Here is a 22,447-nt window from a genome sequence, read left to right as displayed (position 1 = left end):
CAGACACCCGCGGAGCGGACGTCCCACCTGTTTACAAAGCTTCTCTAGCCCTCTACTAGTCCTCGCCAAACTCCGGCTGCTCACGCTCCTTCTTCATCACCACCTCGATCGGCTTGCCACCGCGGAAATTGAGGTCGCGTTGCGGGAACGGGATCTCGATTCCGTTCTCCTTGAAAAGCTCCCACATCCGCATGTAGATCTCGCTGCGAATGCTTCCCAATCCATTGGACGGATCGCGTATCCAAACTCTCAATTCGAAGTTCACGGAACTGTCGCCGAAGTTCAGCAACCAGCATGTCGGCGGCTTTTCCGACACCACTCGCTTGCACTCGCGAGCCGCCCGGTTTGCCAATTCCATAACCTTATGCCCGTCCGAGTTGTAGGAAACTCCAAACGGCACCCGCACCCGCACCAAGTCATCGCTAAACGACCAATTCGTCACCTTTTCCGTGATCAAGGTCTCGTTCGGAATCAAGTGCTCCATTCCATCCCGCGTAATGACGCTCACGTAACGAGCGCTCAGCTTGTTGATCCAACCATAGGTGTTGTCGACCTCGATCACGTCTCCCGGCTTGATCGAGCGGTCGCTCAAGAGGATCACCCCACTGATCAAATTGGAAATCACCTTCTGGAAACCGAAGCCCAAGCCTAAGCCAACCGCGCCGCCCATGAAGGCCAAGGCCGACAAGTCGATGCCCATCGAGCTAATGCCAAACAGGATAGCGCCCACCACGACCAAAGCCTTCAGCACCTTGATCACCAGCATCTGCAAAGCCGGCGTCAGCGAAGGCGACTTCTTCACGCGCCCCTCGCCCAATCGCATCACCCACCCCGTCAACGGTATCAGGATTAAAATTACGAAAATCCCCTTGCCGATCGTCAACGCCGTAACGCGAGTGGACTCGCCTTCCGCCACCGGCAAGACCTGCAAGCTGTCCAGGCCATCCCGGATCACCTCCCATATGCCCAGCAGGTTTAGCAACAGAAGCACCGCCGTGACAAAGTAGAGGGTCTTGAAATACGCCTTTTCGCGAATGGGCCGCGGCAAGGCGCCCGACAACAAGATCAAAGTCGCAACGCTGGCAGCAGCTCGCAGCAATATGTAGTTCTTGGCTGCAGGCGCAGCGCTCTTCTCCACTGCCAGCTGAGACTCGGAAACCACCTCGCCGCCCGACTTGGCCGTCTCTAGGGCAGCTGCGGCCAATTGCTCGTTCGCAGCATCGAAGTAAATCGATACCGACCAAAGCAAGGACGCCACCGCGATGCGAAAAAAGTTCTCGCTGATCCAGTCGATCGTCGACTCCACCCAATCGTCACGCTCCTCGATCGCCTCCGTGACTCGCTTGAAAAGCGGCTTCAAGGCGAGCTGCAACAGATAGGCAAGCAACACCACTCCGAAGATCGCTCCCAACTGCACGTAGAGGTCTTCTCCCACCAACAAGCCACGCACCTTTTCCCAGGCATTGACGAGCCAGTCCCGGGCGACATCAGACCATGCGGCCTCGTTGGGAGAATCAGTTTGAAGAAGCACAGGAGCGAGAAGATCAGGCATGGGACGTCATGCTAAGGAAACTTCCCCCACCCGCAACTGAGATTTTTCATAACCGTAACTTCTATCGCCTGTATCCAAAATCTGGCGCGAATAATGAACTGCTTCACCGCGACACAGGGCTACCCAAGGTAGCCCCCTTCTCTCTCTTGCACCCTGCAAAGCACATCCTGCAAAAATACCGAAGACCGACCGAAGCCATGTCCAAAAGACAGTCACACAACCAAGAATTGAGCGGTCAACGCCTCGTCTGGAGCATCATCGCAAACCTCGGCCTATCCCTATTCCAGTTCGTAGCCGGGATCGTCTCCGGCAGCGCCGCGCTGCTCGCTGACGCCCTGCACAATACCAACGACGCAGCCGCCCTTGTGGTCGCCTACGTCGCTAGACGCATCTCACGCAAGCGGGCAAACTCCAGGTATACCTTCGGCTACCGCCGGGCAGAGCTCATCGGCGCCCTCATCCAATTCACCGCCCTCGTCGTCATCAGCGGATTTCTCGTGTTCCACGCCATCGGGCGACTTCTCGAGCCCGTACCTATCGAAAGCAGCTGGGTCGTGCTGGGAGCCAGCATCGCCCTCCTCGTCGACCTCACGACCGTTGGACTCCTTTGGGCCACCTCCAAAGGCAGTCTCAACGTCAAGGCCGCCCTGCTGCACAACCTCACAGACGCCGCCACTTCCCTCGCAGTCCTGGCCGGAGGGGCGCTCATGCTACTTTTCGGCTGGAGCTGGATCGACCCCATCCTCACCCTCGCAATCGCCCTCTTCATAGTCGTTACCGCCTTCAAGCTGATCGGCCAGACAAGCCGTATTCTCATGGAGGCCACCCCAGAAGATATCGACCTCGACCAAGTAAAGGAAGAAGCCGAGTCAGTGACCGGAGTGAACGACCTTCACCATCTGCACGTTTGGCAGCTCGACGAATCGCACAGGGCGCTGGAGGCCCACGTCGTCATCTACGACGACATCACTCACCGCCAGCGCGACATCAAGAAGCAGCTCAAGACCCTCTTCGCGGACCAGTTCGAAATCACCCACAGCACCCTCGAGTTCGAGCGAGCCTCCGAAGCTTGCCGCGGCAAAAACGCCCGCCTCGTGCAGGCTCCCTAAGAAACAGATCCAAAAACCTCCCCCATACACCTCTCCCCCTCCGCGTCCTCCGCGGCTAACTCCCCCACCCTCCTCTCTACAATCGCCCGCGCCTCCGCTTGCGCGCCGCCTCCGCCAGCTCCCGCAAAAGCGATTCCGTAGTTTCAAATCCAATACAGGCGTCCGTGATACTCTGCCCGTAGACCAGCGGCTCGCCAGGAACCACCTTCTGGTTCCCCTCCACCAGGTGCGACTCGATCATGCAGCCCACGATTCCTGACTGCCCCGCCGCCACCTGCCCGGCCACATCGCGGCCGACCTCCGCTTGCCGCTCGAATCGCTTGCGGCTGTTGCCATGGCTAAAGTCCACGATCAGCCCAGTCTCCACCTTGGCCTTTCCCATCTGCTCGATCGCGGCCGCCACGCTGTCCGCATCGTAGTTCGGCGCCTTGCCGCCCCGCAAAATGATGTGACCATCGGCATTGCCAGCCGTACGATAAATCGCCATTTCCCCACTCGGAGTCTGCGACAGAAAATTGTGCTCCGTGCGCGACGACTTCACCGCGTCGATCGCGATCTGCAGATTCCCGTCCGTCCCGTTCTTGAAGCCGACCGGACACGACAGCCCCGAAGCCATCTCGCGATGCACCTGGCTCTCCGTCGTGCGGGCCCCAATCGCCCCCCAGCTCACCAAGTCCGAATAGTATTGCCCGGTCACGATATCGAGAAACTCGGTCCCCGCCGGCAGCCCCAACTCATTGATCCTGATCAAGAGCTCCCGAGCCAGGCGAATCCCCTTATTGATATCGAAACTCCCATCCAAGTTCGGATCGTTGATCAGCCCCTTCCAGCCGACCGTGGTGCGCGGCTTCTCGAAGTAAACCCGCATCACGATTTCCAGATCATCCAAAAATCCACTACGCAGCGCGCTCAAGCGCTGCGCATACTCCAGGGCCGACTTCGGATCATGCACCGAACACGGCCCCACCACCACCAGCAAGCGATCGTCCGCCCCATGCAGGATGCGACTAATCGCACCGCGGGTCGACGCCACCAAGCCCTCCACCCGAGCCCTGCCCGGAAACTCTCCAATGACGACCGCCGGCGACGGCACCGTCTTGATCTCAGTGATTCGCGTATCAGAGGTAAGGGAACTCATATCAATTCGAAAGCGTTTCGGACGCAGGCTAGGGGTAAACCGATACTAGCACCCTCACCCAAAACCGAGAAACCGCAACCGCATCCTAAGGTAGCGCCGTGCTTTAGCCCGCGACCCCATTGCAGGATCCATCCTTCGCGGACGAGGGCGAAAGCACCGCGCTACCTCCGACCGCAACCAAAACGCGAACCACCGTACTCCCCTGCCCCATCAACCCTCCTGTCCCTCTTGCGCCTTCTGTAGTTAAACAAAAAACTCAGCGAGCCCACCACCACCCACACACACGCCTTAGCCTGGATTATTCATGAAAATCGTAGCGAGCGTTCGCGAGCCCTGCGTGGAAGCGGCTTTGACGCCGGTTCGCGGGAGTTGCTGGGTTAAACCCCCGCTTCGGTCCCGGACCAAGGCAAGGCCGCTTCCGGGCGGGAATCGGGGACGCGCAGTAGAATTCTCATGAATTATCCAGGCTAGCGCCCAGCCGCTTCGCTAAGCTGATCGGCCGCGACCTCGACGAGCATCTCGTGCCCCCCTTCGAAAATCGTAAGCGTGGCGAAGGGCGATTCGCGCTGGAACCAGATTTCACGGCCACCGAGCTTCCGCCCGGTGGGACGCACCGCCTTGCTGAGCAAGTCGATGGTCTGCTCATGCGTGACCCGCAAGGAAGGCTGCCCCGCCTCCTCGCAAAGACGATTGTACAGCTGAATGGAGTGAATGCTGGGAACGCTGCCGCGATAGCCGTCGTCCACCCCGTGAAAAAGGTGGAGCGGAACCTCGCGAGGCCGATGCGGCATGTAGAGCGGCGAGCGCTTCTTCGCCTCCTCCGAATCGATGCTGCCGCCGAGTACCTGCTCGATGTGCTGGGCGTACTTGAGCCCGCGCTGCTTGGTCTGGTAGTACCACATTTCCAGGTCGGTAATCGGCACCCAGGCGTAGAAGCCGGCGATGCGGTGCTTGCTCTTAAAATAGGTGGCGCAGGTCGCATATCCGCCGCCGCTGGTGCCGATGACGTAGATGCGCTCGGGATCGACATTCCAGCTCTCCAGACAGTAGTCGATGGCGTCGTCGATATCCTGCAGCGCCAGCTCGCTCACGCAGCCTTCTGGCGTGTTGTTCACTCCGCGAAAATCGGGGTGGATGTAGTGGAATCCGCGCTCCACCAGAATCGCGGCCAGCGGGTCGGCTTGCTCGTAGTTGCTGGACCACGTGTGCAGGCTGACGACCAAGGGGGCCGGGGCAGCGTCCGCCGCCTCGTAGGCGTAGGCCATCTGGGCCTGGCCGTCGATAGTGCTGGGAATCGAGACGAGCTGGTAGGACGCGTCCCAATCCGGCGATCGGGTCTGGTCCCACACCGGGTCCTTGCTCGGCGGTTCGGAATTGTCAGGGGCCGCGTGGCTGGAGCTCAAGCTCGCGATCAGGGCAAAGGCGGCAAGTGGGGCGAGAAAACGATGCATAGGGATACTATTAGAAAACACGTTACGAAGGGAAAGGCGATTATGCGCCTGTAAAGGTAAGAGACTGAATAGAATCGTTTCACCACCGATTCCGGCGGCGCGCACGACCAGCAAAAGAGGGTCGCGCCAGCATCCAAGCCGCGCGACCCTCGCACTCCTAAATCAACTTATATTCGGTCCGCAGACAGTCTCCTAGAAGCTAAAGGAATTCGTCAGCTCCCAGGTCAGGCCATTGACCGGCCTCCACTTGTAGTTCTGCCACGTGAAGTTATCAGGATCCGTCCCCACACTTCGCTTTTCGATTACATAAGGATCGTTGTCATCGAATACGTTGCGGACGTTCAACTGCAGTCGCCAATCGACCTTGTCGGTCAAGGAGCGACCGTAGGCGGCGAAAAAGTCGACATTGGTACGCTCCTCGCCCTTGGCCGGACGGGTGATATCAAAGTTGCCAGAGGCATCCTGATAGTAGCCCACGATGGGGGCGCTCTTCCAGTCGATCACCGTACCGAAGGAAGAGCCCCCCAGGAAACCATCCCCCTGCACCTTGTACTTGACGATGCTCGTCAGGGCGTACTTGGAGGACGGGAACTGCTGGTTGTCCTGCAGGGCCCGAATCTTGGCGATCTCATACGCCGCGTCGTCGACCCGCGCCCCAAAGGTGCTCGATCCGTCGTTTATATACAATCCCTGGTACGCCGGGTTGGAATACACGTTCGCATAGCGCTCGTCCCAGAAGGCAATCATATCCATCCCGGCCTCATTGATCAGGGTTTCGTTCTGGCTGCCCGAGATCCGGAAGCTCCAGCCGTTGGCGAAGTTTCCGTTGATCATCAACTCTATGCCTTCCGCCACCTTGCTGGCATTCGTGTGCCCGTTTCCGTTTTCCAGCATATTGCTGGTCACTCCGGTCACATCGGAATTCGCGACTAGGATCTCCTCCAGCGTCCAGGCATCCGTCCGGAAATCCCCGAACTGCATCGATTCGTCCGAGTGCGTCTCATAGGCGTTCAAGGAGAGAAACACCTTTTCCTCCAGAAGCTTGAAGCGCACTCCGTAGTCGTCGGTGATGCCTTGCGAGGAACCTAGGAAATTCCCGAAGATGTCCTTGCTGTCCGAAGGCAAGCCAATGCTATTCGAGCGGTTATAGGTGAGGCTCACCCAATCCGTCGCATGGAATACAAGCCCATGGTTGCGCGAAATCCCGGATACGTAGTCCGTCGGCTCCCCGGGAATCTTCGCATAGCGGAAGGAGCTCTCGCCTGCCGGCTTGTTATCAACGTATCCATATTCTGGAACGATAATCGCCGTCGGGTCGGTCTGGTCTGCATACGTGCCCGCCGAACGGAATTCGTCCCTCGCTTCTTTGCGGTAGCCGATGGAGGTCACGATTCGATCGTTCCAGAACCGGCTCTGCAATACATAGAGCTTGGTATCGAGCTTCTGACGCAGCGCCATGTTCGCCCATAGGTCCGTCTGCAGCCAATCAAAAGCGTAGCCATCGATCTCAATCCGATCCTGATCCCAATAGGTCTGGCGCCAGTCCATTGCGGTATACTCGCCTTCCGCCGGATTGAAAAACGAATAGAAGGAGGGACGCAGCTTGCTCGCTCTCAGGCTTCCCGAAATTTCATTATTCGGATCGCGAGTGGTCACCAGTCGCCCTTGCTCCCAAATCTCCGTTTTATCATTTTTCTCGGCCATCACGGCAATGCGGTGCGAGCCAAGGTAATTGCTGCGATCACCGAAATCGAAATCATAGGATAAAGACATTCGAATATCCTCAATATCCCAATAACGGCGCATTTGCATAGGACGGCTGGTCACCGTGTACAACTCGCCAAAACGCTCGCCCGCTTCCGGGTACACCCAGATGTCGGAATTGATTCCGTTGGCGGAAAGCTTTTGCTGATCGTTCTTTCCGTAGGACAAATCCAAATACAGATTCTCAGCTAACTTCTGTTGGAAATTCAGTTCCGTCACGTTGTAGCGCGTATCCGACAGACCGTTCGGGCCAGAAGCGCTGTAGTTCATCGGATAGCCGAAATTCGCGTAGGTATACGGATCCGCAACTTGCAATCCATTAACGACATACGGATCAATCTGCAAGAAGCGATCATGCACTACGTCCTCGAGGTCGTGCACCATATAAGTAACGCCCTTGATGCTCATCGCCGCATCGCCCACAGGAGTCGCCTTGTCATTTCCCGCCAGCAGCACGTTACTGCCCTTGGCGATCCCATCCGGATTGCGCGGGTCGTCGACGTCCAGAGCGAAATCCACGACCTCCGGACCGCCGGCCGCCAGCCAAGGCGTAACCCGGTCCTGTCCGAAATACATTTTCGGATACGCGCGATCGACGTTATTATATTCGTGGCTAAAGGTAAAGGTCGAGTTTTCCAAGGGTTTCCACCGCAGCGACACGTGCAGCGCATCGGTTTGCGTATACCCCGGCTTGTGATAATATTCCCAGTCCTGCTTCAATCCGTTTACACGCACCGAAAGCTTGTCCTCCACCAGCACCCGATTTACATCAAAGGAAAAGCGATGCCCCCCTTCGCTTCCAATCTTGTAGGACACGGAATTATCATCCTCGAAAAACGGCGTTTTGGTCGAATAATTATATGTTCCGCCCGGGTCGCCCAGACCAAACAATACCGCATTCGGCCCCTTTGAGAAATCGACGCTTTGCGTATTATAAGCATCGACGCTAGTCTCGAGATTCATGAAGTTGCGCGTCGCCGTCCCTACACGAAAGCCGCGAATCGTAATCCAGTTATAATTCCATACCTCGCGCGACTCGCCGGAGGTATTGGCAAAGCCGACGGTAGCCGGTTCGACGTTATTCGCGATGACCGCGATGTCTTGGATATCCGTTACCGCCATATCCTCCATCAGGTCTTTCGTTATAACATCGACCGAATTCGCTATATCGTCCATACTCATTTTAGTACGGCCGCCCACCAGCGAACTCGTCGCCCGATAGCCTTGCTCTTCCTGGGCGCCTACCTCGAAGGGAGACAGTTCGAAAACCTCGTCGCCATCCAACGACGATTCTCCCGCTTGCCCGCTCAATGGGGAATTAGCGCCTACAATCAAACCACCTACGACCGCAAAAATTTTACGGACGCCAGATTTCGTTTTTTTCATATCGTTTCCTACTTTTATATTGGAGTTAACAGACCCGGAATTCCGGGGGGTACGATACGAACCTGCCTCAGATCGGATAATCGCATAGGACTGGGACTCCGGATCTTTGAACAACTGCAAATTGGAATTCAGCAAGAGAAGCGAGAACGCTTGATCGATGGAGTAAACTCCCTCTAGGGCATCCGTCGTAACGGATGCGACCAGTTGATACTCGAACATGAGATCGATGTCCGCTTGTTCCGCCGCTGTTTTCAAGGTCTCTTCGGCTGATCCTTTCGGAATACGAAACTGCACTTTTGCGGAATCGGATGCGATCAACTGCGATCCCCAGCCTTGGGCAAGACACACCAAAAGCCCCAACAAGACGACTATCACCCGCTTTCGAAAAATCAGCGTGGATGGTACTATTATTGGGGGTAGGCATTTGCAGAATGGTTCGTCATTCCTGCAGAGTGCTAAAACCAATTTACTCACTAAAAGTATTTTGAAATTTATCTCAGAGACCGTCCGATAAATCAGAACATGTATAGTTTCGCGGGAGATCGTCGCGCCCAAAGGATAGGTAAACACAGGGGCGGGCGCCGGGACTCGGAATCCTACAATTTCGGTTGCGGCTTTTCTGTTTATGCTTCGTCCACGCTTTGCGGTCAAGTTGGAGTTTTACCCAGACGCCTTTTCAGGAAATCAGCTCCTCGCGCCCGCTTGCTCGAATACGCCCCGAAACATGGAAAGGAACGAGAAAACGGTTGACTAGGAATTCGGATCATCGTCCGAAAAGCAACATACCCTAGACAGGGACGCAAGGCCGGCCCTTTAGACTGATCAATGAGCATCAAGCCCGCCATGACAAGGCATCGGCGGCGAGCGAAAAAAACATCGGCGGATGCAAGCGGCTCCTCCGATCCGTAAGAACGCTCCCGGGACGGCAGCGGAGTTCGATTACCCGTGGCGGATCGTTATATAATTACTGCGAATAGACCCCGCCCCCTAATTTCCAGCGTACAAGTAGATATTATCACCTTCGCGTCTCGACTTGATTCCGGACGTCGCCTCAAGCAATCGCACAAAGCCATCCAACTTGTTGGAACGAAACTTCGCCGCCACCTTCAAGTCACCCAGTTCCCCATCCTCCAATACCAACTGGATCTCATTGTATTGATTAAACAACTCCAAAACCTCCGCCAGCGGAGTAGAATCAAACCTCAACGTAACAGGCTTCCATACGATCAAGCTGCGAAGCTCTTCTGGGTCCAATTCCCGGATCACAAAGCCAGAATCCTCTTCCGGGTCATTCAACAGCGAGGCGCAATGCTGCTCCGTCAGATAAGCCGACTCCACCGCCGACGCTTCGTCTTCCTCTGGGCGCACGGCATCGGTCTGCTGAAACGAAAATCGAACCTTTCCCTCCGTAACCAGAACTTCCACGGAACGTTCCTTGAGCTTAACATTGAACTGGGTGCCGACCGCCTGAGTCACTGAATTCCCCGCATACACAACAAACGGCCGCTCGGGATCCGGGGCCACCGTAAAATAAGCCTCCCCACGCAGGACCCAAATACTTCTGCTCCCTTCCGAAAACTGGTATTCAATTTCCGCTCCGTTATTTAAGTCTATCGTGGACCCATCCTCCAATTCCGCGAAATCGGCCGATTCCCAGCGGAGGAGCTCCCTTGCTTCCGCCTCCAGCGAATCGTGAGAGGGAGTTTGAATAAAGGTCCACGCCAAAGCCGTGATCGCCAATACCAACCCAGCTGCGAGTGACGAATACCAATACCAATTCACAGAGGACTCATCGCCAACGAGGTCATCGGCAAGGTCGGTATTACGCAGCATTTCGAATCGTCCCCACGTTTTCCGCATCCGCTCCAATGCCCGCCGAGCGCCAGGCGTCTCCACAAGCCACTTGCTCAGCTCCTCCCGCTCCGCAGCCGACAAGCCTTCCTGCTCGCGGATGGCCCACTGGCTAGCGGTCTTTTCGATATTCGATTTCATGTTCCTTAAAGATTGGTTCGGTCTCCAGCCCAGGCCCCTAGACCTTTTCAAAAAATTGAGCGCACTTCCGCAATCCTATCGTAAGCTGGGCGGAAACGGTGTTCACCGATATCCCTAGGCGCTCGGCGATCTCGGCATGGGACAAGCCTTGGATTCTTCTCATCACAAAGATCTTTCTGCATTTTTTGGGAAGCCGCTGGATTGCGTCGCGCAGCATCCCCACCTCCTCTTGGTAGATGACCCAGTCATCCGAACCCTTGGAAGGTTCGAACGGAACAACCGTCGAGCTCTCCTCAAACGACTCAGAGACAAGCATCGCATCCTTTTTGAGCTTTTTGTAAGACGCGTTACGAGCGATCGAATAAAGGTAGGCTTTCGGATTCGTAATGGGTCGTTTTTCCGACGCTTTGTACACCTGCATAAACGCCTCCTGCACCACGTCATCGACACCATCCCTCAAGTCAAACTGGCTTCTCAGCCACTTTCGCAGCCTTTCTTCATGCGGTAGAATTTCTTCCGTGAACCAAGATCCACGCTCCTTTAGGTCTTTCATCTAGGGTAGCTTTAGGGGGGGCAAACGAAGTAAGAGCGAGGCGATTTCGTCCAAACAGCCGATCTACGCCGGAGAGTGAGCTGCCTTACCAAAGCGTAAGAGCCGCCAAGCCCGACAAATCACTAAACCTTTCGACAAAAAAGATTCCAACCAGCCCGCTTCACGCGGCGGCCGCCATCCGGGCGATGCGACAATCGGGCACCCTGGAAGGCAAGAGCTCCACACATGACTAAATAACCATACCCAACCGCCGCCGAATCCCTAAAACATCAGTCGCTCCCCCTCTTGCCTGCATGGACGAAGCTGCACATTCTACCGCCAAGACCCGCCCCTCGATGGACGATGTGCCCGCCGCCGCCGGCGTTTCTACCAGCACGGTCTCGCGATCCCTGCCGGACGACCCCGAATCCGCCCCGAAACCAAAGAGCGCGTCCGCCAAACCGCCCTCGCCCTCGGCAATCGAGTCAACCCGCTGGCTTCCGTCCTGATGACGCAGCTGCGGGAAAACAATCCGAGCGCCGCGGTCTGCAACCTCGCCTGGCTGGATTTCTTCTCAAACGAGGACGACTGGAAAAACGACCTCATCGACAGCGCCTTCTTCAACGGCGCCTGCCAGCGGGCCAGCTCGCAACCCCAAGCGGCCGAGACCTCGTCGCCACCTACTACGCTATCGCGCCGCAACTCGTATCCAAAATCAACCATCTCCGCCAAGCCGCACGCATTTGGATTAAAACCTACTGGCTCGGCATCTTTCCCGCCGCCCTCGCAGCAAAGCTAAATCTCAACTCCCTAGCCCTCCGTATCTATAAATCCACGACAGATAAGCTAGAATCTTACGCGTCATAGATCCAAGATTCCTTCACTATCAAAAAAATCCGCGTTCATCCTTGGTTCCAAAAATCCCTCAGGCTCACCCACACCAACCTTAGACCATCCCAGTCTATCTGTGTAAACCGTGGTTTAAACAGCATCCTCCCATGAGCAAATCACCCTCACCATCCCCAGAAAAGACATCCCCGATTCCCGAGACCCCAAAGGCCGGCCGCTGGAGCTGTCTCGTCTGGTTCGGCATCGCCGCCCTCATCATTTACTACTTCGGTTTCCAAGCCGCGGAAGAGGACGCCCACGCTAAAGCCAACTGGGACTACTACGAAGCCACCATCACCCAAAGCGAAGCCAGACACGGTGGTCTCGAAGGAGGCTGGGCCATCCACTACAGCTTTCAAGTGGACCTCCCCTCCGGAGCACGCAGCTACACCGACTCCCAGTCCTCCTCCAAAGGCTACGATAAGGACGAGCCCGTCGAAGGCCAATTCGCCATCGGCAACACCCTTCCCGTCTACATCAATCCCGACAACCCCACCCAATTCCACCGGCCGCTCAGCCAAAGCGGGCTACGCTGGATCGCCATTCTCGGCGGCGGGTTCTTCGGTCTCATCGGCCTCTCCGTGCTCTTCTCCGAGGACAAGAAGGAACTCCAGCCACCAGCAGCTGACTAAATCACTTGATTTCGGAAAAGTTTCTGACACGTTTCCGGTCCTTGTTCTTTGACTTCCAGTCAAACCGCCGCTGAAAAGCGGCCCCAGCAAAGTCGTACCGAGCGAGGCGACACTCTAGGAGCTTCGCGACAAGACATCTGAAATTTTCAATCTCAATTGCAGGCTACGCCTGCCATGGGGGTGTTCCGGATTCGACCTCAAGTTGGAGCATCTGGCTGCATGTAGAGGATGATAGTTGGCCTCTTAAATCGTCTATCAAAAACACAAATGGCACACATGAAGAAATGCCTCTAGCTGCTTAAATATAGCGCTACGTTCCCCCGCCGATACTCGCTAGGCGGTGCGGAGCGACGACCAGCGAGCATAGCCGGGAATGGGCGCCACTTGCGTCTCGGCCGTACTTCACCAAGCGGCTGGCTTCAAAAGTAGCGCGGTTTCGTCGCGACTGCGGAGCGAGATCAAAAACGAAAACAAACATGTAGACGCCTTATGTGAAGGCTCGAGGGACGCGGGTTCGACTCCCGCCACCTCCACCACTTGTATTCATCTAAACAGCCTGATCTGCATACCAGTAGATGTGTTTGCACCTCTTGAGCAGTGGTTGGATCTGGCAAATGTCGGGCAATGAGTCTGTTCTAGACGGATGCGAGGGCAGGTTTAGCCAATGCGGGTCAGTCCCTCGCAACGACACCAGATCCGTTCCCTCCGCCCCCCCTCGGGCTCACTGCTAATCTTTCTTGCGTCGCCCCTAAGAACCAAGCATTGTGTCACGAAAAAGTATAGTTTTTTGTGACATATTACAGTCGACTTTCGTGACGCAATCCATTGATAAAAAGTTAATTAGCCGCATACGAGGAAAAGGGATGGGTTCTGTTTGGACTACCGCAGACTTCGCCGATCTCGGAGAGCGGACGGCCATCGCCAAGGCCTTGTCGCGTCACGTGAAAGCCGGAGACATCAAACGGATTGGACGGGGACTCTACACCTACCCTCAAACGCATCCCGTCCTCGGGGAGCTGACGCCCTCGATCGAGACCATCGTCGATGCATTGAAGGGGCGCGACCAAGTTCGCCTGCTCCCCACGGGGGCCTATGCTGCGAATCTGCTCCACCTCTCCGAACAGGTCCCTGCTCGTATCGTATTTCTATCGGATGGTCCCAATCGAAAAGTCCAGGTTGGCAAACTAGAGATCGAGCTAAAGCACGTAGCCCCGAAACGCGTTGCCGCGGCCGACCGCATGTCAGGTTTGATCGTCGAAGCCCTTCGCTACATGGGCAAGGACAGCGTAAGCGAACGAAGCGTGGCCACTATCGCAAAGTCGATCGACGAGCGGCAAGCCAAGCAGCTCATCAGCGACCTTCGCCTCGCTCCGGCATGGATGCGTCCGCACCTGCGCGCGATTGCCCAAACGAAAGGGACGGTAGAATGAACGCCTTCGCCACCTTGCCCGCCAGTGAGCGGCGGCTCTATTTTCAGCAATACCAAGGTACCCAAGGAATCGATACAACCATCGTTGAAAAGGATTTCTGGGTTTGCTGGATGCTCGGTATCCTTTTTCACGCCAAACCGATTGCTGACAACTGCGTCTTCAAAGGCGGCACCTCCCTGTCGAAAGTCTACAACACGATCCAGCGGTTTTCCGAAGACATCGATCTGTCGGTAGATCCTGGGTTTCTTGGCTGCGAGGAAAGCGAGCTCGAAGCGATCGGCCTTTCGAATACGAGACGTATAAAGCTGGTGGAACAACTGCAGGCGATTTGCGCGAGCGTAGTCGAGGATCAACTCAAGCCGCTCCTCGAGGACGAAATCACCCAACGTATCGGCAAGCGGCAAGACGGCGAATCCTGGCTAAGCTATGAACTGGAGGGAGCCACTCACTCGCCTGTCCTGCTGTTTCACTACCCAACTGACCGGAACGCCAAAGACAGCGGATATATTCCACCTTGGGTAAAACTGGAGTTTGGCTCGCTCACCGACCAGCGTCCCACGGGATGCCGCAAGGTTTCCGCCATGGTCGACGAACTCGCGCCCGGGCATTTCGAGGATTGCCAGGCTCACGTCGTAGCCCTCGAAATCGAACGTACCTTCTGGGAGAAAGCGACCATCCTGCACGCGGAGTATCACCGTCCCAGTCCGAGACAACGCGACCGCTTCTCGCGTCACTACGCAGACTTCGCCGCGCTTTGGCGAAATCCGATCTGCAAGAAAGCGCTCGAGAACGACGACCTGCTAAAGCGAGTAGTGGCACACAAGTCCCGCTTCTTCCGCACCTCGTGGGCGAACTATGAGACCGCGAAACGGGGAAGTTTCCGTTTGCTACCTGGGCCGGAAGCTATCGAAAACCTCAAGAAGGACTACAAGGCGATGGAGCAGATGTTTTTCAGAACCCCGCCACCGTTTGAGGAAATTTTGGATACGCTACGAGAAGCGGAATCGACGCTGAATGGATAGCTCCTGCAATCCTATCAGGCCATTGAGGCTTCTCGCAGGAAGGGAATCAAAGTAGGTTGGCAATTGCCGATTTTGTGCCTGATAATTTTCAGAAAGATGCGTTTAGAGTCATTTCTGCACACTTAACTAAATGTATAAGTAGCTAATGGATAACGTTCGGTGTATATTTAGGAATAAAGTGACACACCAACAATCCCTTCGACTCCCGCCACCTCCACCATTTGACCGCCCGAGACAAGGCTAGACAGAAGACGTCTAACCGACTCGTAATCAAGGTCTTTCAAATCGGTTTCAGGCCTGTCCAATGAGACAGGCTGAGACTCGATTTGACCCTATGAGACCAAAGTAGATGCGCCAAGCTGGGCGCCTCTACGTTTTGCCAGCGACGGAAGCCCCATCAAGGCTTCGCGAATAGGCAGGGGCTTGTTTTACTGTGTAGGCCTCGAAAGTCAGCCTGATGTCCTTGTGACGAAGCAATCGGGCACCGACTCGCGGCCCACAACAACGGCCAATCCCCCATACCGCCAAGGACAGACCTTGGTAGCTCATCAACGATTTCGCGTCCACAAACTCAACCAGAGCTTAGCTCTTCTTCCTCCACCCTTTTTCTAAAGAGGCTTCTTTATGCGAATCGTTTGCACGAGGCGCAGCGTTGCAGGCTCCTTGTTTACAGTGAGCGGAGCAAAACGCCAAGACCTCATCGCATGCTGCAGCGCATAAACGGCTTCGTCCGCGACGTCCTCGCCCCTTTCGGCGGGCGTAGGCATGCGCACGCGTCCTTCAGCGTCCACATAATATTCCATCCTGACACTTATGTAGTCGCTTTCTCCATACAACTCTCGACCCATAGCCGGCTCGCGATAAGCGACAAGCTGCGGACTGGAGTCAAGCTGGCGAGCCACCACATAGTTCACCCGCTGAGGACGGGCACGCGTTCTACGCATCTCGCCTTGCCTGGTATAGACCTTAACGAAGGAACTCTCCAACAGGTCCTCCCGATCCCGCCTCATCCGCTGATAAGCCTTGCCGGCATCGAGCTGCACAACGATGTCCCCAACGGATCTCACCGCGTGCCCACCAACCCTTGCCGAAACAAATTCCCAACCGTATATGACCTCCGCGATCGAGTTGACGAGCGAGACATCCGAGGCCTCTAGGACAATCCAGTCCTCCAAGAATCCGTGCTCGTCGACCATGACCCGAACCGTAGCGAGCCCCGTGGACTGCCCTTTTTCCATCAACTCCTGCGGAAAAGAGGGAGCCTCCGTAACGGAAAATTGAATACTGCTACCCTGTACGCTATCCGAGGCGAAAGCTTCCGAGGAAAGCGTTGAAGACATACTCGCTACCAAGGCGAGCGCTGCGACTAGACTGAAGACCGACTTTTTCATGTTCTTTGCGTTGTTTGAATAAAGGGTCCCAAAGAAAAACGAGCATCGCTTAGCTTCCTCTGCGCCACGTAAGGGTCAATCGAAGGAAAAATCGAAAGGATCTAACTTTTTGACATACGAACTGCCGCAGCTCGCATGAGCCATAAAACAGACCGACCTGCAGCGAGTAAAAAGTGACAGCGAAGCTCCAGAATAACGCCACCCGTTTTCACAGTTCAAAACTATGGAGCACCCCAACCCCAGCATTCAATCCGCTCGGTCCATCAATTGAAAACATCCCTCAACAGATCCATCCCTCTCATCTGAGAAATCTGTGTTCACCAACCCCCCGCCAAGAGCCTCCTCCTCGAGTCGCACGCAAACCAGAAAAAGCCCCACTTTTCCCTCAAAACGCCCCGCACGCGCAATTGACTAATCGAAAACACCTGATTCGATTAATTCCGTGAATGGAATCCCCTTTGTTTGCATAGCGACTGTATCGCTATTTGCATCCTGCTACGCCGTCGCTGCAGAGATCCCCGTCGTCTTCACCATCGTCGAAAGCGAGCGCACTGGCTCGATTCGCTACTCGACTGGAGATACCTCCGAGCAAACGTTTCAGCACACCGGCAGCATGGAGGCTACGCTAAGCTTCGACCCAGCGACGCAAAGCCCCACCGCCATTCGATTCACGGCCGGATTGATTTCCGAATCGCCCACCACCTTCAAGAACACCGCGACCATGTACCTGCATGGACTCGGCATCAAGAAAGTGGTTTTCGAGCAAAGCACGACTGGCTTGCAGATGAGGGTCAACACCATCGGCGCCGCCCATCCAATTTCCCCAGAGGGAAAGATCCTCGAAAACGACCGACTGGAGTCCTTCCCCATCGCCGGCATCCTCACTGCAAAACTGACGATCGACGGGCGCACCCAAACCCAAGAAATCAACGTCGCCACCAATCCGCCAGACCGCACAGAGGGCCCAGTGGGCACCGACCTGAGCCTGCAAGTCTTCGAAGAAAGCCGCAATGGTCGAACAAGCAATTATCGGATTGCCTTCATCACTGTTGTCGACACTCGCCGCTCCGAGTTCATGCCCAATACCGACACTGCAGTGACCCGTACCCTTAACGGCTCCTCTCTCGCGGAAGCGACCTTCAACGCGCCCAGCCCCTTCGGCCAATGGCTGCTCGAAAACGGCTACGAACTTCAGCACGACGGGACCCAAAACGCAGCTGGAATTCCCCTCGCCCTCCTCTTCGCCTTCAACCTTCCTGCGAACTACAGCGGAGCGCTGCCTTGGAAAGCGGAACTAGAAAACGGCAAGCCCATGCTCACCCTGCAGCTTCCCGCGAGCGGCCTCAAGCAAGCCATCCAGATCGAAAGCTGCAGCGAACTCGGAAGCGGGATCTGGGAAAAGGTACATCCCTCCGCCTTCGTGAACGGACAATCGGACCTCTCCACCGGGGCTATGGGACAACGCCGTATCTTATTTACGGATACATACTGCCTCTTCTACCGCATCACCACGGCAGAGAACAACCTTTAGCCAGAGTCTCCGACCGCTTCCCTCCGGTTCCTTGCTGCGAGCAGGAGGACGCGGGCAATTCGGCAACACAAGTGAGAGCGAAGGCGAGCCCATCCCTCTCGTATCCTTTCTACAGGTACAACAGTCGGCTAGCCAACAATACCCGTTGAATCAATCCAACTCGCGCGTTTCTGGATGCAGCTTGAACTAGTCCTGAAAGTGACGCAGAGGGGCGATAAAACTCAATAACACCGAGCGATGGTTCGTTCCCATGTTAAAGCCCCTCCCCCAGCCCGCTTGGGCTTGTCTAAAACATTATCTGGAAATGGGAAAGAAAATGAAATCCTCGACTAAGGTAAAACTGCTGTTCTTCACAGCCGCCTTCATCGCGTTCCTGCTAGCAAACTACCTGTGGTTCTCGGGCCACAAAGAGCAGGGAATATTTGTCGGAATCTGGGTACCCTCAATCTGCTCGGCCGGGGCCTTACTACTAGCAAGGGGGCGACAATGAGCGACCTAACCATATTTATCATCGGCATACTCGTCTGCTTCCTCTGCCTTGGCGGAGTGCTTATCCACAATGTTGTGAACGAGAACATAGCCGAAGTTGACGAGACCGCAGACGACGAAAAAGACTGAGAAACGGCACGACACCCCGTCTGTGTAGTCTTCATTCGGATACTCGTCCAATGCAGCCAAATCCGACCTTCGTTCGTTGGCACGGGCATGACTCGAAAAGCCCAATTCCCCGACGAGCAAAGCGAGGACGGATCGTTCGAACGCCAAAAGGACGCCTTCGACAACTGGGTATCGCCCTCGCCTGACTCCCAGTACCCCGCAGCCTCCGGCCGCTACCACCTCTACGTATCGCTGGCCTGTCCTTGGGCTCACCGCACCATCATAATGCGGGAACGGCAGGGCTTGGCTCCGCACATAGGTATGACGGTTGTCGATCCGATTCGAGACGAAAAAGGCTGGCGCTTCGTAGACAACGTGCCGCGCTGCCAACCGGATCCGCTCAACGGCTTCAAATACTTGAGCGAAGCCTACCGAGCGACCGATCCCGACTACGACGGGCGCGTGACCGTGCCAGTGCTTTGGGACAAAGAGACCAAGCGCATCGTCAGCAACAACGACGATAACATCATGCGAATGTTCAATTCCGCCTTCGCCAAAATCACCGGACAAGGGCACGACCACTGCCCTCCTCACTTGATCGGCCAGATCGACCGTCTCAATCAACTCATTTACGAAACCGTCAACAACGGGGTCTACCAAGCGGGTTTCGCATCCAGCCAGAAGGCTTACGATGCAGCGCTGTATCCACTTTTCGATACGCTCGACATGCTAGAATCGCGACTGAACCGTGGCCCCTACCTCTTTGGCGACACTTTAACCGAAACCGATTGGCGGCTTTGGGTGACCCTTATTCGCTTCGACGCCGTATACCACGGGCACTTCAAATGCAACCTGCGTCGCCTCGTCGACTACCCGAACCTCATCGCTTATACCGAGCGCCTCTATCGGCTTCCCGGAATTGCTGAAACCGTCGACTTCGACCACATCAAGCGTCACTACTACCTCACCCACGACGAACTCAATCCAAGCGGTATCCTACCGGCGGGGCCACACTCGATCTTTCCCTTCTCCTAACTTCGCAGCCGCCATCCGCAACGTTCACTTCGGCATCGACCTGCCGCCATGAATAGCTAGCAATGGGCCGATGCTGCCGCTCTTCTACCATCCGATCTACACCGAAGGTATCGATCCCAGCGCCCGCTTCCCGCGAGAACGCTATCGCCTTTTGGCAGAACGGCTGCATAAGCATGAAACCATCGAACTGCGCGAACCGCGTCTCGCCACTCGAGACGAACTCGCCTTGGCCCACGACTTGCGCTACATCGATACCTTCTTGGCAAACCAACTCGACGAGAAAGCCATGCGCCGCATCGGGCTGCGCCCCTGGACTCCAGCCATCGTCGAGCGGACTTTGCGAATAGCTGGCGGCAGCCTGCAAGCCCTCGACCTCGCATTGGAGACAAGGGGAATAGCAGGCAATCTAGCCGGCGGTACCCATCACGCCTACCGTGACTTCGGTTCCGGATACTGCATCTTCAACGACGTGGCGCTTTGCGCGCTGAACGCCCTGCAGCAAAAAAAGGATCAGCGTATCCTCTCCCTCGACCTCGACGTGCATCAAGGAGACGGCACCGCTTCCATCCTAGCCCGGGAGCCTAGAGTATTCACCTGTTCGATACACGCCCAGAGCAACTTTCCTTTTAGAAAACAACGCAGCGATCTCGACATCGGGCTGGAGGACCAGCTCGGCGACCTCTCATACATGGAGATCCTGGAGCGCGCCATGGATGAAATTGAAGCGGATCGCTTCGATCTCATTCTCTTCCAAGCCGGCGTCGATACGCTAGCGGAGGACGCGCTGGGAAACCTCGCCCTCACCCGAGAGGGCCTTCGAAAACGCAACCAGAAAGTCTTCGAACTCAATGCCCAACACGGAATCCCTATCGTGATCTTTATGGGCGGTGGTTACGCGAAGCCGATCGAACTCACTGTGGACGCCTTTGAAGACCTGTTCCAACAAGCAGCGCAGGCAGTCTCCTCCGCTCGAGCTTGAGCCTTTCCAGAGCTGCGAGCAGCAAGCTCGGAACCTTGGTTCGGCACGTCCTAGCGATTGCTCGGCTTCGTGCTCAAGAATCCCAAGCCAATCCCCATGAGGCTGAGCGGTGCTACGATCCAACCTGCTGCAGGCAAGGACACCGGGGCAAAGATGGCGAAGAGGGCGACGATGCCCACGCTCACACCGCTAACGATAGCGGCGATTCCAACACAGGCTTTTTGGTGGTTCATTGGTTCTGTCATTTCCGTATGGATAGAGGTTAGAGGAAGATCCCTGAGCGCTTCGGACTGAAGCGTCTTGGCTCGAATCTCCCTTTTCATCCTCTAAGTGCCAACCTCCTCAGGTAAGGTGACAGCCTTTTTCAAAAAAGAAGCAGGGCTCTGCGCCCTGCCCAGCAAATTTGCATTAGACGATATCCGCCCTCAAGTCATCAGCCCCCCACCGAGCTGCCCGCACGGTCCATCAGCTTCCGCTTCTCGTCAGGGGTCAAGTAAGCCGACCAGTCGACGATGATATCCTTGTCGGCGCGGGCTCGTACCCGTTCCTTTTCGGCATCCGTCATCAAGTCGCCGTAGTCCACGGCGCGATCCACATCGCGTTCGCTCTCCGTGCGATAGTCCGCCTCGTCCTTCGCTCGACCAGCCTCGCGGCCGATCATCGCTCCGGCAGCCGCACCGATGGCGGCCCCCTCGCCTTCTTCACCGGATTGGTGACCGATGATGCCGCCGATAATAGCCCCCGCCGTCGCCCCCGCAGCGGCGCCGCGACGTTCGTGGTAGCCAGAGGAGGCGCACCCCACCAAGCCGACGCAAAGGGCTCCCGCTCCACAAGCGATCCACAGTTGACGTTTCAATCCAGTATTCTTTCCGGGTATCGTTTTCATAACGAAGGCCCCCAACGCATTCGCCGCGCCACGGGTCCCTACACCAAGGCTCACCGAGGGGAACCGTCTTCGTTAGCCTGCAAAATGCAGACCGTCCGTGCAAAATTCAGCAGCAGTCCAGACCGCTCAAGCGCCCGCCAGTACCCGCTCCCGATGCTCCTGCGGACTCATTCCTCGCACGCGCTTAAAAGCGGAACTCAAGGCAAACGGGCTACCGTATCCCACGCGCTCCGCCACGGTTCCCACCGTTTGATCCGGCTCGCACAAAAGGTCCGCCGCCAGAGCCAGGCGCCACTGAGTCAGGAAGGCCATGGGCGGCTCCCCCACCGTTTCGCTGAAGCGCCGCGCCAAGGCCGCTCGCGACACCCCGACTTCCGCTGATAGGCTCGCCAGAGTCCAAGGGCGAGCCGGCTCCTTGTGGATCAGCTTCAGGGTCTGCCCCACCACTGGATCTCCCTTGGCTTGATACCATGGCAGCTCGCGCGCCTCTCCCCGTTCGAACCACTTTCGGAGAATTGCGATCAGCAGCATATCCAGCAAGCGATCCAAAACCGCAGCCTGTCCTGGAGCGTCACGCGCCATCTCGTCGCTCAGCATCTGAATCAAGGGCGACTCCCAAGCCTCCCCCTTTACCCAAAGCAAAGGCGGCAAGGCATCCCGCAAGCGCTCGCTCACGTCCGCCATCGATTCGTAACTCCCGATCAACATCAAGGTGTCCGCCCCCAAATCGTTGCCCCAGGTCCGTACCCCAAGCTTCATCTCCTCGTGAAGGGAACGCCCTTCCGGCGAACGGCACTCTTGGCCAGGATAAACGTAGACCGTCGGCTCCGTGCCCGAAAAGTCGGATACAGTGTAGTGCCCGGGAGCCCGCGTGATGGCGACATCCCCCGCTTCCAGCGAAACCGCCGCCCCATTGTCGTGTGCGATGTGGCAGCCTCCCCTTACCATCGCAATCACCGTCAAGGGGGAATCGGCTTCGATCCTCAAGCTCCATGGCGACGCCAACAAGCCACGCAAAGCAAAGGCGCCGCGAGCCCTAGGGCCTTCCAATAGTCCGCTGAACGCGTCGATTTCCTTCATTTTAGACGATCGCTTATGAGCTTGAGCATCCGAGCTATGGCCTGATTGCCGA

General features: G+C 56.4%; 20 protein-coding genes and 1 other RNA gene. 11 read left to right on the top strand and 10 right to left on the bottom strand.

The genetic code is table 11. The features are described from left to right. Nucleotides 1-55: 55 nt before the first annotated feature. A complete protein-coding gene (locus IEN85_RS21350; protein WP_191619128.1) occupies nucleotides 56-1,552 on the bottom strand; it encodes a mechanosensitive ion channel family protein in 1,497 nt (498 codons plus the stop codon). A gap of 197 nt (nucleotides 1,553-1,749) precedes the next feature. Between IEN85_RS21350 and IEN85_RS21345 the strand changes: the two genes are divergently transcribed. Next, the gene (locus IEN85_RS21345; protein WP_191619127.1) at nucleotides 1,750-2,661 is read left to right on the top strand and encodes a cation diffusion facilitator family transporter; all 912 of its coding nucleotides are present in this window, start codon (nucleotides 1,750-1,752) and stop codon (nucleotides 2,659-2,661) included. Between the two features lie 76 nt (nucleotides 2,662-2,737). Here the strand turns inward: IEN85_RS21345 and IEN85_RS21340 are convergent, their stop codons facing one another. From IEN85_RS21340 to IEN85_RS21320, 5 genes are all read right to left on the bottom strand, one after another. Continuing rightward, nucleotides 2,738-3,799: a 3-deoxy-7-phosphoheptulonate synthase gene (locus IEN85_RS21340; protein WP_191619126.1), complete on the bottom strand. Its 1,062-nt coding sequence runs from the start codon at nucleotides 3,797-3,799 to the stop codon at nucleotides 2,738-2,740. 467 nt (nucleotides 3,800-4,266) lie between these two features. Next, complete coding sequence (locus IEN85_RS21335; protein WP_191619125.1) at nucleotides 4,267-5,250, bottom strand: alpha/beta hydrolase family protein; 984 nt, start codon at nucleotides 5,248-5,250, stop codon at nucleotides 4,267-4,269. A gap of 192 nt (nucleotides 5,251-5,442) precedes the next feature. Next, nucleotides 5,443-8,400 carry a TonB-dependent receptor plug domain-containing protein gene (locus tag IEN85_RS21330; protein ID WP_191619124.1) on the bottom strand — a complete coding sequence of 986 codons (2,958 nt, stop codon included), beginning with the start codon at nucleotides 8,398-8,400 and terminating at the stop codon, nucleotides 5,443-5,445. A gap of 987 nt (nucleotides 8,401-9,387) precedes the next feature. After that, complete coding sequence (locus tag IEN85_RS21325) at nucleotides 9,388-10,392, bottom strand: FecR family protein (protein ID WP_191619123.1); 1,005 nt, start codon at nucleotides 10,390-10,392, stop codon at nucleotides 9,388-9,390. A 37-nt stretch (nucleotides 10,393-10,429) separates the two neighbouring features. Further along, nucleotides 10,430-10,945: an RNA polymerase sigma factor gene (locus tag IEN85_RS21320; RefSeq protein WP_191619122.1), complete on the bottom strand. Its 516-nt coding sequence runs from the start codon at nucleotides 10,943-10,945 to the stop codon at nucleotides 10,430-10,432. A gap of 293 nt (nucleotides 10,946-11,238) precedes the next feature. On the opposite strand from IEN85_RS21320, the gene IEN85_RS21315 reads away from it, so the two are divergent. The 6 genes from IEN85_RS21315 to IEN85_RS21290 all read left to right on the top strand — a co-directional run bounded on the left by IEN85_RS21315 (nucleotide 11,239) and on the right by IEN85_RS21290 (nucleotide 14,896). Next, the gene (locus tag IEN85_RS21315) at nucleotides 11,239-11,433 is read left to right on the top strand and encodes a LacI family DNA-binding transcriptional regulator (RefSeq protein WP_191619121.1); all 195 of its coding nucleotides are present in this window, start codon (nucleotides 11,239-11,241) and stop codon (nucleotides 11,431-11,433) included. After that, a complete protein-coding gene (locus IEN85_RS21310) occupies nucleotides 11,433-11,723 on the top strand; it encodes a hypothetical protein (protein WP_191619120.1) in 291 nt (96 codons plus the stop codon). The genes IEN85_RS21315 and IEN85_RS21310 overlap by 1 nt, the downstream gene beginning before the upstream one ends. Nucleotides 11,724-11,922: 199 nt before the next feature. After that, nucleotides 11,923-12,444 (top strand): DUF3592 domain-containing protein, encoded by a 522-nt coding sequence (locus IEN85_RS21305; RefSeq protein WP_191619119.1) that lies wholly within the window; start codon nucleotides 11,923-11,925, stop codon nucleotides 12,442-12,444. A 176-nt stretch (nucleotides 12,445-12,620) separates the two neighbouring features. After that, nucleotides 12,621-12,980, top strand: a transfer-messenger RNA (tmRNA) gene (gene ssrA, locus IEN85_RS21300). 228 nt (nucleotides 12,981-13,208) lie between these two features. Continuing rightward, on the top strand, nucleotides 13,209-13,874 hold the full coding sequence (locus IEN85_RS21295) for a DUF6088 family protein (RefSeq protein ID WP_318186765.1): 666 nt from the start codon (nucleotides 13,209-13,211) through the stop codon (nucleotides 13,872-13,874). Continuing rightward, nucleotides 13,871-14,896, top strand: a complete 1,026-nt coding sequence (locus IEN85_RS21290) for a nucleotidyl transferase AbiEii/AbiGii toxin family protein (RefSeq protein ID WP_191619117.1) — start codon at nucleotides 13,871-13,873, stop codon at nucleotides 14,894-14,896. The genes IEN85_RS21295 and IEN85_RS21290 overlap by 4 nt, the downstream gene beginning before the upstream one ends. A 608-nt stretch (nucleotides 14,897-15,504) precedes the next feature. On the opposite strand, the gene IEN85_RS21285 is transcribed toward IEN85_RS21290, so the two are convergent. Next, on the bottom strand, nucleotides 15,505-16,287 hold the full coding sequence (locus IEN85_RS21285; RefSeq protein ID WP_191619116.1) for an energy transducer TonB: 783 nt from the start codon (nucleotides 16,285-16,287) through the stop codon (nucleotides 15,505-15,507). A 442-nt stretch (nucleotides 16,288-16,729) separates the two neighbouring features. Here IEN85_RS21285 and IEN85_RS21280 point away from each other — a divergent pair, with 442 nt between their 5' ends. From IEN85_RS21280 to IEN85_RS21270, 4 genes are all read left to right on the top strand, one after another. Continuing rightward, complete coding sequence (locus tag IEN85_RS21280) at nucleotides 16,730-17,818, top strand: hypothetical protein (protein WP_191619115.1); 1,089 nt, start codon at nucleotides 16,730-16,732, stop codon at nucleotides 17,816-17,818. Nucleotides 17,819-18,304: 486 nt separating this feature from the next. Next, the gene (locus IEN85_RS24725; protein WP_263597567.1) at nucleotides 18,305-18,436 is read left to right on the top strand and encodes a hypothetical protein; all 132 of its coding nucleotides are present in this window, start codon (nucleotides 18,305-18,307) and stop codon (nucleotides 18,434-18,436) included. Nucleotides 18,437-18,523: 87 nt separating this feature from the next. Then, on the top strand, nucleotides 18,524-19,450 hold the full coding sequence (locus IEN85_RS21275) for a glutathione S-transferase family protein (RefSeq protein ID WP_191619114.1): 927 nt from the start codon (nucleotides 18,524-18,526) through the stop codon (nucleotides 19,448-19,450). Between the two features lie 70 nt (nucleotides 19,451-19,520). Next, entirely contained in the window at nucleotides 19,521-20,429 is a 909-nt protein-coding gene (locus tag IEN85_RS21270) for a histone deacetylase family protein (RefSeq protein ID WP_191619113.1), read from the top strand. A gap of 50 nt (nucleotides 20,430-20,479) precedes the next feature. Here IEN85_RS21270 and IEN85_RS21265 read toward each other — a convergent pair whose 3' ends face one another. From IEN85_RS21265 to IEN85_RS21255, 3 genes are all read right to left on the bottom strand, one after another. Beyond that, on the bottom strand, nucleotides 20,480-20,674 hold the full coding sequence (locus IEN85_RS21265) for a hypothetical protein (RefSeq protein ID WP_191619112.1): 195 nt from the start codon (nucleotides 20,672-20,674) through the stop codon (nucleotides 20,480-20,482). Nucleotides 20,675-20,862: 188 nt separating this feature from the next. Continuing rightward, a complete protein-coding gene (locus IEN85_RS21260) occupies nucleotides 20,863-21,315 on the bottom strand; it encodes a glycine zipper 2TM domain-containing protein (RefSeq protein WP_191619111.1) in 453 nt (150 codons plus the stop codon). A gap of 126 nt (nucleotides 21,316-21,441) precedes the next feature. Further along, nucleotides 21,442-22,386, bottom strand: coding sequence for a cupin domain-containing protein (locus IEN85_RS21255; RefSeq protein ID WP_191619270.1), 945 nt, complete (start codon nucleotides 22,384-22,386; stop codon nucleotides 21,442-21,444). Between the last annotated feature and the right edge of the window lie 61 nt (nucleotides 22,387-22,447).

It is taken from the genome of Pelagicoccus enzymogenes, assembly GCF_014803405.1.
Taxonomy (GTDB): Bacteria; Verrucomicrobiota; Verrucomicrobiia; order Opitutales; family Opitutaceae; genus Pelagicoccus; species Pelagicoccus enzymogenes.
This window is presented reverse-complemented; position numbering and strand designations above follow the sequence as displayed.